Raw genomic sequence first — 16,564 nt, forward strand, 5'->3', positions numbered from 1 at the left:
CTAGGAATCTAATTTCAGCACGATGAAAAGAGAAAGAAACATCTCTGACGACAGAGTGCTCGGATAATAGATCCTGAATCATGCTCCTTCGTCGCTGTTCAGGATGACTGAATATAAAATTATGCCACTCACTGAATCGCGGGTGGCACAATTTTATCAGGCAACCTTTTTTGTTTAAGTAGTTTTTGCTTAATGAATCGAGCCTTCGGTTTCCAAATGGAAAGAAGGCAGACGCCACTTAAAGCGTACCGCAGCCATACGCAACATGTAACCAGTAACCAGTGTAATAATAGTGGCAGTGACATCGGGAACATTGAATTCTAATAGCGCTAAGTACATTCCTGATGCGATAAGAGCGACAGAAGCGTAAAGCTCTTCATGCAGTACCAATGGTGTTTGGCGACAGATTAAGTCACGAAGTAGCCCACCGAATACACCAGTTACTAACGCTGAAACCATACAAATACCAGGGTGCAAGCCCATGCCCATCGCAATTTTTGTTCCGATGATACTAAACACGATTAAACCTAATGCATCGAGGCGAATGAACAGACCTTTCAGCTTAATCACCCATTTCGCTAAACCTGTTGTTAGCACACCTGCAACACACGTAATTGCAAGGAACTCTGGGTTTTTTACCCAACCAAGAGGGTAGTGGCCTAATAGAATGTCACGTACGGTGCCACCACCAATGGCCGTTGCGCTGGCCACCAACATAACACCAAACCAGTCCATCTTTCTTCTACCAGCACTTAACGCACCTGTCATGGCTTCAGCCGTGATACCAATGATATACAACACACTTAGCAACATAGGGAAACACTCAACGTAAAAAGTCACTACGTTCTACGAGAATCAGCGTAGGCGAAGTAACAACACTTACAAACGGTTCTATCTCTCTTAAAAAGTGATTAAAACCAGCAACATGCTTGTAATCAAACGGCTTCAAAATAGCGGTTTGAACGGCATCAAAATAAGGCGAGAGTGTAGTGGTAAATAAGTACGCTGACGAATGAGAAATTGTATGGAGAAAGCGACCTTCAGATAAATTCAACTAATAACCAAAAATGTGGGGGTGCCTTTACCTCATAACTAAAAACAGCGACAATATGCAGCGCATGTCAAACTGAAGTACAAACTCGACGATGACCCACGAATACCAAGACTTAATCACCATTTTTAATGACACCTTTTTAGAACAATTTAATACGAAATTAGAGTTAGGTGGTGATGAGCCTATTTATCTTCCTGCTGATGATGAACACCCTCATCATCGGATTATTTTTGCTCGGGGTTTTTACGCCTCTGCTTTACACGAGATTTCGCATTGGTGTGTGGCTGGTCCAGAGCGTCGTTTGCTGGAAGATTTTGGTTATTGGTATGAACCTGATGGGCGAACAGCAGAAGTTCAAGAGGAGTTTGAGAAAGTTGAAGTGCGACCTCAAGCTTATGAATGGATTCTGGCACAAAGCGCTGGCTTCCCTTTTACGGTGAGTTGTGACAATCTACACGGCGATTTTGAACCAGATAGGCTCGGCTTTATGAAAAAAGTGCATAAAGAAGTGCTAGGTATTTTGGACGTTGGCTTGCCTTTGCGAGTGAAAATGCTTTCTGATGCCCTGCGCGCATTTTATCAAACTAAGCCACTGGAAGCGTCGGACTTTTGCGTTAAATAACCACTAATAACCTCAGAGATACACCATGATTATTGAATTTGAAGAAAAACTACTGGAACTGATTGATGCTCGAATTGAAACAGCATCTGACGATGAATTGTTTGCTGGTGGTTATTTACGTGGTCACATCTCTTTATCCGCGGCGTCTTGTGAAGAAGAAGGGATTAGCGATATTACTGAGCTGAAGTCACGCATTGAGAGCAGCTTAGAAAATGCGCGTACCGAGTTAAGCCCGGCCGATCGCGTGATTGTCAGTGATTTGTGGCAAGAGCTCCAGGCTCAGGCTTAGTCCCTAAGCAGCGTTCTCCCTTTATTTAATCCTAGTCATTTACTACTTCGAAAAATTCGAACCTCTCCATAAAATTTTTGTGGTTGTAGCGAAACTGTTCAACTTTTATTCTGATCAGCATAAAACGTGAACAAAGGATTACAACCATGAAAATTGTCGCATTTGGTGCATCTACCAGCTCTACCTCAATCAACAAACTACTTGCTACATACGCAGCAAATCAAGTCGAAGGCGCTCAAGTGAATGTTCTAGACTTAAACGATTATCAAGCGCCAATGTTTAGCGAGGACAAAGAGAAAGAAATAGGTCAAGCTGAAGGGGCTGTCGCGTTTTTACGTGACTTGGCGGAGGCTGACGCTCTCGTTGTCTCCTTCGCAGAGCACAACGGTTCGTACCCAGCGGCCTATAAAAACTTGTTCGATTGGGCGACGCGCATTGAGCGTAATGTATTTCAAAACAAACCTGTCGTTTATTTAGCAACTTCCCCAGGTCCCAGTGGTGCGCAAAGTGTTCTTGCGGCGGCGACAGGTTCTGCACAATTTTTTGGCGCGGATGTAAAGGCATCGTTATCTGTGCCGAGCTTCTACGAAAATTTTGACGTGGAATCGGGTAAGGTTGTAAACCCAGAAGTGGCAGAGCAAGTGAAACAGGCAGTTGCACTGCTGAAGTAATCTCAGTACGAGCGACTTAATGAGTTAGCGATTCCCGACACGTATCTGTGTCGGGAATCAAAACAGAGAATACTCTTACAGCTCGGTAATGGCTTTGCCTTTTCTTAGTTTACGAACCCACATTCGACTTGGGTGAAGTTCGGTCAATACATCAACCGGTAATGGCAGCGGGTCCCCACAGATCTGGGAGGCCAACACTTCAGCTAATAATGGTGCAGAGCTCAGTCCACGAGATCCTAAACCTAAGAAGCAGAATAGGTTAGGGTACTGATGAATGGTTTCTACCTCTTCTTCTTTTTGATTTTGTAAGTTGGCGTATTGCGTTTTGATCGTCTCAAAGTCACCCACATTTCCGACAAATGGTAAGTGATCTCGGCTAACACAACGAATACCTTGGCGAGATTGATTACCAGTGATATCTACCTCTTTTGCCCATGTTTGATTCGGTACACATTTCACTAGCTTTTCCGCATTATCTTTTTGGGCGTTTTCATCAAATTCGTAGTCAAGGTGACTGCGGTCGTAGCTTGCACCGATACACAAGTGTTGATTACTTGGGTTAACAGGTGTCATGTAACCGTCGTAACACAACACCGTTTTCAGCTGACTCAGCGTTTCGGTTGCTGGCGCATGACTGACTTGTCCTTTCACTTGTCCCATTGGTAGGGAAGCGGTTTGACTCAATGTCTGGAACTCATGGCCGTTCGCAATTACAACCGTTGAGTGCTCAAATGTTTGACCACTCGCCGTTAGTAGCCAGAGCTGACGCTTTTCATCCCAATCTAATGCCTCAACAAGATGTTCAAACTTCGTTGAGAGTAACGACGTCTTCTCCAATTGTTTAATTAACCCACGCGTTAACTCGGCAGGGCACAGCCACCCTCCCATTGGGTAGTGCACAGACGCCATATCAATAGGTAACCCGATAGTGTTCGCAGTTTCCTCGGCGGACAGCTTTTGAATGAGCTCTGGAGTGAAGTTACCCGCAAGTATTTTCTCCAGTTTGTCTGTGGATTTGTCATCCCACATCAACTGAGTTACGCCACACCATCCATGATCAAAATCGATCTCTTGTGCTGCTTGTTCAACAAACTGACGTGCGAACAAAAATGCAGGAGCAAACACTCGTGAAACACCCGTGTGCGGGCCATTAAGCAGTGGATAAACGGCTCCTTGTCGATTGCCTGAAGCTCCTTTGGCTGGTTGTTTGTCTTTACAGTAAAGGGTGACGTTTTGGCCACGACGAACTAACGTTTTCGCTAACGCCGCGCTGGCTATACCACCACCAATGATGGCAATCGAATCAAGATTGCTAGATGCTGAGCGATTGAACCAAGGGAGATGGTTCGACTGCTTTTCACGTTGCTCCATAGAGCCGGCGATCATTTCTCGCTTAGTGCCGAAACCTTTCACCTTTTTCATTGTAAAGCCAGCTTCGTTCAAACCACGACGTACAAAGCCTGCTGCGGTAAACGTGGCAACTGTACAATCTTGCTTGGCTAGCTTTGCCATGTTGTTGAACAGGCCTTGGTTCCACATTTCTGGGTTTTTGCTTGGCGCGAATCCATCTAAGAACCAAGTATCAATCAAACCTTGTTCGTTGTATGGAACTTGCGGCATGCAGTCTTTAATGTCACCAAACCAAAGGTCGAGTGTGATTGCGCCGTCTTCTAAAACAATGCGATGACACTCCGGCACAGCGGCAGGGTAGTGCTTTTGTAACTTTTCCGCGTACTCAGCTAGCTCAGGCCAAGCTTCATGCGCCTTCTTTAAATCGGCTTTGCTTAATGGGTATTTTTCAAAGCTAATAAAATGCAGCTCTTTCAATGTTGCGTCCGGATGCTGACGACGAAACTCACTAAACCACTGGCATACTGCTAAGAAGTTTAATCCCGTGCCAAATCCTGTTTCACCAATGACAAAACGTCTTTGGTCAAATTCCTGCCATCTTTCTGGGAGATGATTTTGTTTTAAGAAAACGTAGCGTGTCTCTTCAAGACCGTTTACGTTAGAGAAGTAAACATCATCAAATTGGTCTGAAACCGGAGTACCAGCTTCGTTCCAACCAAGTTCTGCGTTTTTTATTGAAGTCATAATGGTGCAAATTTGTGATTTGGCGCGGTAAGAATGGGGCGATTGTACGAATTTATGGGAAAGCTGACCACTTTTGTTGACTATCTTAGTTATCATCTAGCGGATTTTTGAATTATAGGAATGTCATAATGAAACGAGTCGTAATCACCGGTATGGGTATTGTTTCAAGTATCGGTAACAACGTCGAAGAAGTTCTAGCGTCTCTTAAAGCGGGCAAATCTGGCATCACTGCATCTGAGCAGTTCAAAGAACACGGTCTTCGTTCGCAAGTATGGGGTGACCTAAAAATCAACCCGGCGGAACACATCGACCGTAAGCAGATGCGCTTTATGGGTGATGCGGCTGCTTATGCATACCTATCAATGGAGCAGGCAATCGCAGACGCTGGTCTTACAGAAGAGCAGGTTTCAAACGATCGTACCGGTATCGTTGCAGGTTCTGGCGGTGCTTCTGCATACAATCAAACGGTAGCGACAGACACGATGCGCGCCAAAGGCGTAAAGCGAGTTGGTCCTTACATGGTTCCTCGTACTATGTCTTCTACTGTTTCTGCTTGTCTTGCTACGCCATTTAAGATTCGTGGCGTGAACTACTCAATGAGCTCTGCATGTGCAACATCTGCACACTGTATCGGCCATGCTATGGAGCTTATTCAACTAGGCAAACAAGATATTGTTTTTGCTGGTGGCGGCGAAGAGCTAGATTGGTCTCAAACTATGATGTTTGATGCGATGGGCGCACTGTCAACCAAATACAATGACACGCCAGACAAAGCATCTCGTACATACGATGCAGACCGTGACGGTTTTGTTATCTCGGGCGGCGGCGGCATGCTGGTTATTGAAGAACTAGAGCACGCACTGGCACGTGGTGCGAAAATCTACGGTGAAATCGTAGGTTACGGTGCGACATCAGATGGCTACGACATGGTAGCGCCATCAGGTGAAGGCGCAATTCGTTGTATGAAGATGGCGATGCAAGACGTTGATGGTGTGGATTACATCAACACGCACGGCACATCGACACCAGTTGGTGACGTGAAAGAGCTTGGTGCTATCCAACAATTGTTTGGTGAGAACAGCCCTGCAATCTCTGCAACAAAAGCAATGACTGGCCACGCACTCGGCGCAGCGGGCGTGCACGAAGCAATTTACTCAACACTTATGCTAGACAAAAACTTCATTGCTCCAAGCATCAATATTTCAAACTTGGACGAAGCAGCACAAGGTCTGGACATCGTGACAGAAGCACGTGATGCAGAGCTAACGACCGTAATGTCAAACAGCTTTGGCTTTGGCGGCACAAACGCAACTTTGGTTATTAAAAAGTACCAAGGTTAACTGAATTTGTTGGCGCCTTGCGAGAGTACTGTAAACGCCAACAATCCAGTTTCCAGAGCTTGATCAGTCACACTGATCGAACAGACGCAGACTCTATCCCATGGAGAGCGGGATAGGATCCTTTTGTTCTGGAACTTTGCCCGGCTATTTAGCCGGGCTTTTTCTTTTCTCTGTTTCTGCTTTTCTCTAGGCTTCCCGTCAATCGATTCTATAGGAGTTACCTCCTTGAGGTTTATTGGTGTTATATCTTGAGATTTTTCGGGAAAAGGGCACAATCGCTTTAGTTTCGCATCTTGCGAATAAACGAACTCTTACAAATGGATGTTAGAACGCTGGCGCTATGAAAATTATTGTTGATGAAAATATGCCGTATGCTGAAGAACTATTCAGCCAACTCGGTAACGTAATTCTAAAACCAGGTCGTACACTGACCGCCGATGATTTAGTGGATGTTGATGCCCTAATGATTCGCTCAGTCACCAAAGTGAATGCTGACCTGATCAGCAAAGCAAACAAGCTGAAGTTTGTTGGTACGGCCACGGCAGGCATGGATCATGTTGACCAAGCACTCTTAAAAGAGAAAGGCATTTTCTTCACTGCGGCGCCAGGGTGTAACAAAGTGGGTGTGGCGGAATACGCGTTCAGCGTGATGATGGTGCTCGCTCAGCAACAAGGTTTCTCGGTATTTGACAAGACGGTAGGTATTATTGGTGCAGGCCAAGTAGGTAGCTACCTAGAGAAATGTTTGAAAGGCATGGGTATTAAAGTTCTCATCAATGACCCATTCAAACAAGAGGCTGGTGATCCTCGTAGCTTTACTCCGTTGACAGAACTGATTGAAAGCTCAGACATCATTACACTACATACGCCAATCACCAAAGATGGCCCATACCCAACGCATCATTTGATTGATGAGAAGGTATTAAATGGTCTCCGCAGCGATCAAATTTTGATTAACGCGGCTCGAGGTCCCATCGTTGACAACGCTGCTTTGAAGCAACGTCTTTTGAAAAACGATGGCTTTACAGCGGCACTTGACGTATTTGAATTTGAACCAGAGGTTGATATGGAGCTTCTGCCTCTGCTAGCATTCGCAACCCCTCACGTTGCAGGCTATGGTCTGGAAGGGAAAGCTCGCGGTACGACGATGATTTTCAACAGCTATTGTGAGTTCTTAAATAACGAATTACGTGCGCATGCCAGCGATTTACTGCCAACCGCGCCTGTTCCTACTATGGTATTGGACAGAGCTTGGGACGAAGCAACACTGCATAACATAACGCAGTTAATCTATGATGTGCGTAGAGATGACGCTCTTTTCCGCCGTGAAATCAGTAAGCCAGGCGCTTTTGACCTGATGCGTAAAAACTACTGGGATCGCCGTGAATACAGCGCTGTCACGCTAGTGGGTAACAAAACATGTAACCTTGCTCCATTAGCAGAACTAGGTTTTCAGATTGAGGTAAGTCAATGAGCCAGCAATATAATGTTGCCATTTTAGGTGCGACCGGTGCGGTCGGTGAAACAATTTTGGATGTGCTTCAAGAGCGCAAATTCCCAGTAGGCGAAATCTTCCTACTCGCGAGTGAGCGCAGCGAAGGCAAGACTTACCGCTTCAATGGTAAAACGGTACGCGTTCAAAACGTAGAAGAGTTCGATTGGTCTCAAGCGCATATCGCACTGTTTTCTGCTGGTGGTGAGCTATCAGCCAAGTGGGCTCCAATTGCCGCTGATGAAGGCGTGATTGTTATCGACAATACATCACACTTCCGTTACGAGTACGACATTCCTCTTGTTGTGCCAGAAGTAAACCCAGAAGCGATTGCAGAGTTTCGTAACCGTAACATCATTGCGAACCCGAACTGTTCAACCATCCAAATGTTGGTGGCACTAAAACCAATTCACGATGCGGTGGGCATTGAGCGTATTAACGTATCAACCTACCAATCGGTATCTGGTGCAGGCAAAGCGGGTATTGATGAGCTAGCAGGTCAAACGGCGAAGCTGCTAAACGGTCTGCCTGCAGACAAGAAGCAATTCTCTCAACAGATCGCGTTTAACTGTATTCCACAAATCGATCAGATGATGGAAAACGGCTACACCAAAGAAGAAATGAAAATGGTGTGGGAAACACAGAAGATCTTTAACGATCCATCAATCACAGTCAATCCAACGTGTGTACGTGTTCCTGTATTCTACGGTCACGCAGAAGCACTTCACATTGAGACTCGTTCACCTATCGATGCACAAGAAGTTGTTAACTTGCTTGAGCAAACAGACGGTATCGAAGTGTTCCACGGTGAAGACTTCCCTACACAAGTTCGCGATGCGGGCGGTAAAGACCATGTAATGGTTGGCCGTATCCGTAACGATATCAGCCATCATAGCGGCGTAAACCTGTGGGTTGTTGCTGATAACGTGCGTAAAGGCGCGGCAACTAACGCGGTGCAAATCGCAGAAGTTCTGATCCGCGATTACTACTAAGTCGCTTACAGTTCATTTCAAAGCCTCGCACAGTGCGAGGCTTTTTTGTACGAACGAAACAAAATAGTGTGAGATTAGTACGAATATGGCGAGAGCCACACATTTTTTATTCTCAACGCTATAGTTTTGCATGCGATATCCGATATATTTAACCGATCACCATTTCAAATTGTATTTAGCACAAAACTGAGCCTTCTATGCGTCAAAATTATAAGCGTTTGTTAGCAGCCCTTGTGTTGATGAGCGCGACTCAGACATCATCAGTGGTTCAAGCCGAAGGAATTCGTCTTGTTGGACCGTCTGGTGAAGTGCAATCATCTCCGAGCTATGCTGAAGATATTGAGCGAGCATTACCTGCTCCTCCTGCGAATACTCAACCGTCACGTTTCTTTGGTCCGACTGGTGAAAATCAAACACTATGGTCGATCGCTTCAGAATTACGACCTTCACGCGGTGTTACCGTTCAACAAACGCTTCTTGCCATTTACCGAATTAACCCTCAAGCGTTTGAGAACCAAAACATTCATGAATTGATCCCAGGGAGTCGGCTACGAGTACCTTCTTTAGAGCAAGTGCAAAGCGCGACCACAGCGCAAGCTGTTGCGATTATGAAGGCGCATGAAGCTAAGTTAAAACAGCCGAAGCCGACAAATAGAGCGACGCCAGCACAACGAGTCACCGAGCAACCAAAGCCACAAATTAAAGTAGAACCCAAGTCTGCGACTAAGCCAGAGACAGTGGCAGCAACGGAGCCAAAACCAACTCCGAAAACAATACCCGTCATCCCTGCGCCACCAGTAACCACCTCTCCGCAGGGTGAAAAGCAGGTCAGTGCGCTAAAGGACAAACTTCAAGGCTCACAAAGTGAATTAGAGTCATTAGAAGAGAAGAACCATCGTCTTCGATTGATGCTGTCAGAAGTGCAAAGCGAAGTCGAAACTTTGAAAAGCGAGTTGAATGACGAAGAACGCATTCGCTCAGAAGTCGAGAAGCTGCTTGCTGAAGAGCGCCAACGCCTTGCTGAACAACAGCGCATGCAACCAAGCACCATGGACAAAATTTTGTCTAATGGTTGGCTCGTTGGTCTTGCGGCATTAATTCCTGGTGCTTTGATTGCGTTGCTAGTTGTTATGCTTCTTGGCCGACGCTCTAAAGCGAAAGAGGAAGAAGCGGCTGCGCAGGAACAGCAAAACGTTGATCCTCTTGCGGCGCCAATCGGTTTAGCGGCGGCGGATGAGCTGGATGAAGAGCTCACGCTTGATGATGAATTGTTTGCAGATGAAGATATCAACGCACAGTCTTTACAAGAAGAGAAGTCAGATTTAGAAGAAGACGTCTTTGCTAACCTCGACGATGAAGAACTTGATTTCAATCTGGAAGGGGACGATGACCCATTTGCAGATATTGGCGATGACGGTGACCTAGATGTTGGTCTGGATGAGTTTGAGTCATCGAACAATGGTATCCAAGTCAACGGCGAAGAAAAGGCGCTTGGTTTAGAAGAAATGGAGCGAGCCTTAGATGAGGTTGCTCCAGAACTAGAAGTGCTCGATGACGATGAGTCTGGCTTCGATCTTTCGGATGATGCGAATGAGAAATCAGACTCGCTTTCAGACGACGCATTTGCCGAGTTACTTGCAGCCGATGAGCCGTCAGAAGAGTTACCAAGTGACACTGTCGACCAGGATATGCTTGATGACTTGTTTGCTGAACTTGGCAACGATGACTTCGATTTAGATACTGATGAGCCTGAGTTAAAACAGCCCGTTTCGGATGATGACTTTAGTGTAGGAGAGGCATCTGACGACGATATCGATAAGCTATTGGCCCAGTATGAACAACCGGCTAGTGAATCGGAAGTTCGAGAAGCTGACGCCAATGAAGGTCCTGTTCTAGATGAAAACAGTACAGAGCTACTCGATGAACTCATTGATTTTGATGAAGATGACACAGACGAGTTTGATCCACTAAACGAGCTAGAAGCAATCTCTGGTTTTGAAGGTGATGACTCGATCGAAGAGTTAGACGCAGATAGCACAGACTTACTGGACGAACTCATTGATGATGTTACCTCTGAACTTGATGAAGAGACTGAAGCTGATTTAGATCCGTTTGATGATCTGATTCGAGAGGACGAGAGCCCAGAGCAGAATAAATCGGAAGAGGAAGAGTTACTGAAATCACTTGGTTTTGGTGAGCCAGACGCCGACGAAAAGCCATCTCCCGTAGTTGGGTCAGAACAAACTCATGAAGATCAGGACATTGAGTCTGGGTTGGACATCGACGCTTTATTAAGTGAAAGCCAGCCAGACACGCAACAAGCTGTAGAAGATCAACCATTAACCGAGCCAGAGGCTGCCTCAGAGCCATTTAGCAGCGATGAATTTCTTGGTGATTTAGAGGACCTCTCACCAGAGAATGATCCTTTAATGAGCGAGCTAGACGACCTATTTGAGTCAGACAGTGAAGAACTTCTGCCAACAGAACAAGAAAAAGCGGATTTTTCTGCTGAACTTGACGCTCTATTTGATAGTGAAGACGATTTACCGCAGCAAGTTGAAAAAACACAAACGGAGATAGAGGAAGCTTCATCACTACAACAAGAGGCTACCGATACTGATTCAACACAAGAACCATCCGTGGAGTCCGATGCTGAGGTACAGCCTCACGTTGGGCAAGAGGAAGACATTCCAGCCTTCACGCCGACACCAAATACAATAGAAAATGAATTCGGTGTTCCACAAGAAGAAGATTGGCTACTGGATGAGCCTGAATTGGAGCCGGAAACTGAGTCGACCAACGATTCAGAAGAAGAATTCAATTTTGATGAGCTAGATCTTCCAGAATTCAGCGAAGAAGATGCTCTAGCATCTATGGCTGGCGAACCTGCGTTAGAAACGTCCGAGTCCGTTGAACCAGAACAAATTGAAGCCGACTTGCCAGCTGAGTCCGAAGAAGAGTTCAATTTTGACGAGCTGGATCTTCCTGAGTTTAGTGAAGAAGACGCATTGGCGTCCATGGCTGGCGAACCTGCGTTAGAAACGCCCGAGTCCGTTGAGCCAGAACAGGTTGAAGCAGACTTGCCAGCTGAATCAGAAGATGAATTCAATTTTGATGAGCTCGATTTGCCAGAGTTCAGTGAAGAAGATGCACTGGCGTCTATGGCTGGCGAACCTACGTTAGAAACGTCCGAGTCCGTTGAGCCAGAACAAGTTGAAGCCGACTTGCCAACTGAGTCCGAAGAAGAGTTCAATTTTGATGAGCTCGATTTGCCAGAGTTCAGTGAAGAAGATGCACTGGCGTCTATGGCTGGCGAACCTGCGTTAGAAACGTCCGAGTCCGTTGAACCAGAACAAGTTGAAGCCGACTTGCCAACTGAATCAGAAGATGAATTCAATTTTGATGAGCTAGATCTTCCTGAGTTTAGTGAAGAAGACGCATTGGCGTCTATGGCGGATGAGCCGGAGTTAGAAACGTCCGAGTCCGTTGAGCCAGAACAGGTTGAAGCAGACTTACCAGCTGAATCAGAAGATGAATTCAATTTTGATGAGCTGGATCTTCCTGAGTTTAGTGAAGAAGACGCATTGGCGTCTATGGTGGATGAGCCGGAGTTAGAAACGTCCGAGTCCATTGAACTAGAACAAGTTGAAGCCGACTTGCCAACTGAGTCCGAAGAAGAGTTCAATTTTGATGAGCTCGATTTGCCAGAGTTCAGCGAAGAAGATGCCTTGGCGTCGATGGAAGAAGAGCCAGAATTACCGAGCTCTGAGACTGCAGATATAGAACCAATCTCCGGTGAGGATGAAGAGTTAAGTTTTGACGACCAAGATCTTCCAGAGTTCAATGAGGAAGATGTTCTCGCGTCAATGAACGAGGGTGCTTCAGGGAGCCCTAAGGTTGAAGCAGAGACATCGAGACCAGCTATTCAAGCCGATAACGATCATGATGCTTTGTTTGAAGTATTTGCGCAGCAAAACGGCTTTGATACTGACCCAGAAGTGCAGCCAACAGCGACAGAGGGTGAGCCGCTCAGTAATTTGGATGATGAATCATCAATGGCTAACCTTCTTGCGGAAGACGCAAACTCAGAAGTATTTGAAGGTAAACTAGACAGTGACACCATCGCAAGTGCAGGTATGGATTTTGAAACCATGCTTGATGTTGGAGATGATTGGGATGGCTTTAAACCCGCTGCTGATAACGTAAGTTCTACTGAAGAAGTGCCTGAGGACCAGCGTGATGTTTGGAATTCGAGTGATGCACTAAGTCAGCCAGAGATCGCGCAAGAAAACTGGGCAGAGCAAAGCGACTTGGATGACTTCGACCCGAAGAAAAATCAATTTATGACGATTGATGAATTGATGGCTCAGGTCGACAGAGAAGGTGGTGAGTTCGAAGAAGAAGACCTTAAGCTCGATGTCGGATTGAACGAGTTTCCAGATGTTATCGGTGAGATCGGCGATATTGACGTAGATAGCAATGCTGAAGCGGCTGGGAAACTGGATTTGGCTAAAATCTATCTCGAGATGAACGATTCTCAAGGGGCGATTAAACTACTAGAAGAGGCGATTGTTTACGGTGAGGATGATATTCGCCGCGAAGCAAAAAGCCTGATTGACGCCATTAATGGCCGATAAACCGAAACAAAAGGGTAGCGTTTGCTACCCTTTTTGTGTCCCGTTAGTAGGATGCTACCTTTATGTCACCCTTGGTGAAACTGGCAACTTGAGGTGACTTGAGTATATACTTCCCGCCCCATTTTAGAGTTCGAAGGTTAAGATGAGAATCGCATTAGGTATCGAGTACAACGGTACAAACTACTTTGGTTGGCAGCGCCAAAGAGAAGTGAAAAGTGTCCAAGAAGAGCTAGAGAAAGCATTGTCCGTCGTCGCTAATCACCCAGTTGAAGTTCAGTGTGCTGGTCGGACAGACGCAGGCGTGCATGGCACGGGACAAGTTGTGCACTTTGATACCAACGTTACTCGAAAAATGGTAGCTTGGACCATGGGCGCAAACGCGAACATGCCGAGCGATATAGCGGTTCGTTGGGCTCAAGAAGTTTCAGATGATTTCCATGCAAGATTCTCAGCGACAGCGCGCCGTTATCGTTACATTATTTTCAATCATGCTTTACGTCCAGGCATCTTAAACTCGGGGGTTAGTCACTATCATGGTGAGCTCGACGAGAAAAAAATGCATGAAGCAGGGCAGTTCCTACTCGGCGAAAATGATTTTACGTCGTTTCGCGCGGCGCATTGTCAGTCTCGCAGTCCATTTCGAAACTTGATGCATCTGAACGTTACGCGCCATGGAAACTATGTGGTTATTGATATTAAAGCCAATGCGTTCGTGCATCATATGGTTCGTAATATCACGGGTAGCTTGATAAAAGTTGGACGTGGCGAAGAGAGTCCTGAATGGATCAAGTGGTTATTAGACGCCAAAGATCGCAAAGTAGCGGGTGCGACAGCGAAAGCGGAAGGTCTGTACCTGGTAGATGTAGACTACCCAGAAGAGTTTGGGTTACCTGAAGTGCCGATCGGTCCACTGTTTTTACCAGATAATTTGAACTAATTTTACAAACTTATTTCAAAATATCGGTAGTGTTTATATTGAATGTGAACGGAAAACATACGCTATTTACGATATCAAAAATAGGTACAACCAGTTTTTTATCTACAGTAGCTGCAAGATATGGTTTAATCCGTCGGTATTATGTCGAATTTATATCTTTCGCAATGAAGCGGAAGAGTTGAGAGAAAAGGTCTTCCATGAGTTGGCTTGAAAAGATTTTAGAGAAAAGCAATCTAGTAAGTTCACGCAAAGCTTCTATCCCAGAAGGTGTGTGGACTAAATGTACCTCTTGTGAACAGGTTTTATACCATGCTGAACTAGAGCGTAACTTAGAAGTTTGTCCAAAGTGTAACCATCACATGCGTATGAAAGCGCGTCGTCGTTTGGAAACATTTTTAGATGAAGGTAATCGAGTTGAATTAGGTTCCGAACTTGAGCCACAGGATAAACTGAAATTTAAAGATTCTAAGCGATACAAAGAGCGTATCTCTGCTGCACAAAAAAATAGCGGTGAGAAAGATGCGCTAGTTGTGATGCAGGGTGAATTGCTTGGTCTGCCGCTTGTGGCGTGTGCGTTTGAATTCTCCTTTATGGGTGGTTCAATGGGTTCAGTCGTTGGTGCTCGCTTTGTGAAAGCAGTGGATGCAGCCATTGAAAATAACTGTGCGCTTGTTTGTTTCTCAGCAAGTGGTGGTGCTCGTATGCAAGAGGCTTTAATGTCTCTTATGCAAATGGCAAAAACCAGTGCTGCGCTTGAGCGTTTATCAGAAAAAGGTCTGCCGTTTATTTCTGTTCTAACTGACCCTACAATGGGTGGTGTATCAGCAAGTTTGGCTATGTTAGGTGATATCAACATCGGTGAACCTAAGGCCCTCATTGGCTTTGCTGGTCGTCGTGTAATCGAGCAAACTGTACGTGAAGATCTTCCTGAAGGTTTCCAGCGTAGTGAGTTCCTACTTGATCACGGTGCTATTGATATGATCGTTGACCGTCGTGAAATGCGTCAGCGTGTGGGTGGTCTTATCGCTAAGATGACTAACCACAAGTCTCCTTTGGTGGTTTCGGTTAACGAATCTCCAAATGAAGAGCCATATTCTGTACCAGAAGCGGACGAAAAAGGGTAAAGTATCAACTAACATAAAAACCAAAGAATTTAATGGTTAAAGTTAGATGACCCAAAACCCAATTCCTCAAGCCACATCTTCATTAGAGATGTGGCTTGATTATTTAGCAAATATTCATTCCTCAGCAATTGATCTAGGCTTAGACCGTGTCCAAGCGGTAGCAAACAAAGCCAATCTTACCAAACCAGCTCCAACCGTAATCACCGTTGCCGGAACCAATGGCAAAGGCTCAACGTGTGCGTTAATGGAAGCCATTTTACTTGATGCTGGCTATTCAGTCGGTGTTTATAGTTCTCCGCACCTGATTCGTTACAACGAGCGTGTACGCATTAATGGCGTTGACGTTGTAGATGCCAAGCACTGTGAAGCATTCGATTATGTAGAAAAGCAGCGTGGTGATGTTAGCCTTAGCCTCTTTGAATTCGGTACGCTTGCTGCGCTACGTATTTTCCAAGTAGAGAAAGTTGACGTTGTCTTACTTGAAGTAGGACTTGGCGGCCGTCTAGACGCCACTAACGTTGTTGACCATGATGTTTCTGTTATTACGAGCTTAGCGATCGATCATGTGGATTGGCTTGGTGATGACATCAATGTTATTGGTTTTGAAAAAGCGGGCATTTACCGTTCAGGGAAGCCAGCAATTTGTGGTCAACCGACGCCACCAGCGACCGTGGCGGCTCATGCTGACGATATTGGTTCTGAGTTCTTCCAAGTAGGTATTCAGTACGATTACCAACTAACTGATAATGGTTGGAAATGGAGCAGTGGGGCATTTGAGTTAGAGGATTTACCAATCCCATCGCTACCATTACAAAATGCAGCCACTGCACTGATGGCACTAGGGGCTTCGGAATTGCAAATCACTGACATAAATATTGTCAATGGCTTGAATAATGCTCGTTTGGCGGGGCGTATGCAGGTACTGCATCACGAACCTGAAATAGTCCTTGATGTCGCTCATAACCCGCACTCTGCTGAGTATTTGGTAGAGAGAGTGAAGCAACAATATCTGGGTAAGAATATCCATATTGTGGTTGCAATGCTGCATGACAAGGACATTAAAGCAACCATTGAAGCTCTAACTCCAGTTGCAACACAATGGTATCCAGCGTCGCTTACTGGACCGAGAGCGGCGACCGCTGATGAATTGTGCCAATACTTACCTGATGGGCAAGTTCATTTTGAAAACCCTGTTGACGCCTTCGAGAGTGCGAGAAGCCACGCAAAGACAGGAGACGTTATTCTGGTGGTTGGCTCATTCCATACCGTCGGAGAGGTATTGGAACATTGGCAATCAAATAATAAATAAGTA

General features: G+C 45.6%; 12 protein-coding genes. 10 read left to right on the forward strand and 2 right to left on the reverse strand.

Annotation, left to right across the window (positions count from 1 at the left end; translation table 11 throughout):
- Nucleotides 1–189: 189 nt before the first annotated feature.
- A complete protein-coding gene (locus R7190_RS13705) occupies nucleotides 190–813 on the reverse strand; it encodes a trimeric intracellular cation channel family protein (protein WP_005380544.1) in 624 nt (207 codons plus the stop codon).
- Between the two features lie 332 nt (nucleotides 814–1,145).
- Here R7190_RS13705 and R7190_RS13710 point away from each other — a divergent pair, with 332 nt between their 5' ends.
- From R7190_RS13710 to R7190_RS13720, 3 genes are all read left to right on the forward strand, one after another.
- Nucleotides 1,146–1,676, forward strand: coding sequence for an elongation factor P hydroxylase (locus R7190_RS13710; protein WP_186584747.1), 531 nt, complete (start codon nucleotides 1,146–1,148; stop codon nucleotides 1,674–1,676).
- A gap of 25 nt (nucleotides 1,677–1,701) precedes the next feature.
- Nucleotides 1,702–1,965 carry a YfcL family protein gene (locus R7190_RS13715; RefSeq protein ID WP_017635933.1) on the forward strand — a complete coding sequence of 88 codons (264 nt, stop codon included), beginning with the start codon at nucleotides 1,702–1,704 and terminating at the stop codon, nucleotides 1,963–1,965.
- Between the two features lie 146 nt (nucleotides 1,966–2,111).
- Complete coding sequence (locus R7190_RS13720) at nucleotides 2,112–2,636, forward strand: NADPH-dependent FMN reductase (protein ID WP_149192448.1); 525 nt, start codon at nucleotides 2,112–2,114, stop codon at nucleotides 2,634–2,636.
- A gap of 75 nt (nucleotides 2,637–2,711) precedes the next feature.
- On the opposite strand, the gene mnmC is transcribed toward R7190_RS13720, so the two are convergent.
- Nucleotides 2,712–4,730: a bifunctional tRNA (5-methylaminomethyl-2-thiouridine)(34)-methyltransferase MnmD/FAD-dependent 5-carboxymethylaminomethyl-2-thiouridine(34) oxidoreductase MnmC gene (gene mnmC / locus R7190_RS13725; protein WP_186584749.1), complete on the reverse strand. Its 2,019-nt coding sequence runs from the start codon at nucleotides 4,728–4,730 to the stop codon at nucleotides 2,712–2,714.
- Nucleotides 4,731–4,858: 128 nt separating this feature from the next.
- Here mnmC and fabB point away from each other — a divergent pair, with 128 nt between their 5' ends.
- From fabB to folC, 7 genes are all read left to right on the forward strand, one after another.
- Nucleotides 4,859–6,070, forward strand: a complete 1,212-nt coding sequence (gene fabB, locus R7190_RS13730; protein WP_005380557.1) for a beta-ketoacyl-ACP synthase I — start codon at nucleotides 4,859–4,861, stop codon at nucleotides 6,068–6,070.
- Nucleotides 6,071–6,410: 340 nt separating this feature from the next.
- Nucleotides 6,411–7,544, forward strand: a complete 1,134-nt coding sequence (locus R7190_RS13735; protein WP_005380560.1) for a 4-phosphoerythronate dehydrogenase — start codon at nucleotides 6,411–6,413, stop codon at nucleotides 7,542–7,544.
- Nucleotides 7,541–8,554 (forward strand): aspartate-semialdehyde dehydrogenase, encoded by a 1,014-nt coding sequence (locus tag R7190_RS13740; protein ID WP_005380562.1) that lies wholly within the window; start codon nucleotides 7,541–7,543, stop codon nucleotides 8,552–8,554. Before R7190_RS13735 ends, R7190_RS13740 begins: the two co-directional genes overlap by 4 nt.
- A 197-nt stretch (nucleotides 8,555–8,751) precedes the next feature.
- Nucleotides 8,752–13,191: a FimV/HubP family polar landmark protein gene (locus R7190_RS13745; protein WP_186584751.1), complete on the forward strand. Its 4,440-nt coding sequence runs from the start codon at nucleotides 8,752–8,754 to the stop codon at nucleotides 13,189–13,191.
- A gap of 142 nt (nucleotides 13,192–13,333) precedes the next feature.
- Nucleotides 13,334–14,128, forward strand: coding sequence for a tRNA pseudouridine(38-40) synthase TruA (truA, locus tag R7190_RS13750; RefSeq protein WP_017820799.1), 795 nt, complete (start codon nucleotides 13,334–13,336; stop codon nucleotides 14,126–14,128).
- Nucleotides 14,129–14,325: 197 nt separating this feature from the next.
- Nucleotides 14,326–15,252, forward strand: coding sequence for an acetyl-CoA carboxylase, carboxyltransferase subunit beta (accD, locus tag R7190_RS13755; RefSeq protein ID WP_005380583.1), 927 nt, complete (start codon nucleotides 14,326–14,328; stop codon nucleotides 15,250–15,252).
- A gap of 46 nt (nucleotides 15,253–15,298) precedes the next feature.
- Nucleotides 15,299–16,561, forward strand: a complete 1,263-nt coding sequence (gene folC, locus R7190_RS13760) for a bifunctional tetrahydrofolate synthase/dihydrofolate synthase (RefSeq protein WP_017820798.1) — start codon at nucleotides 15,299–15,301, stop codon at nucleotides 16,559–16,561.
- The last annotated feature ends 3 nt before the right edge of the window (nucleotides 16,562–16,564 follow it).

The sequence above is a fragment of the Vibrio sp. 1078-1 genome (assembly GCF_033340475.1).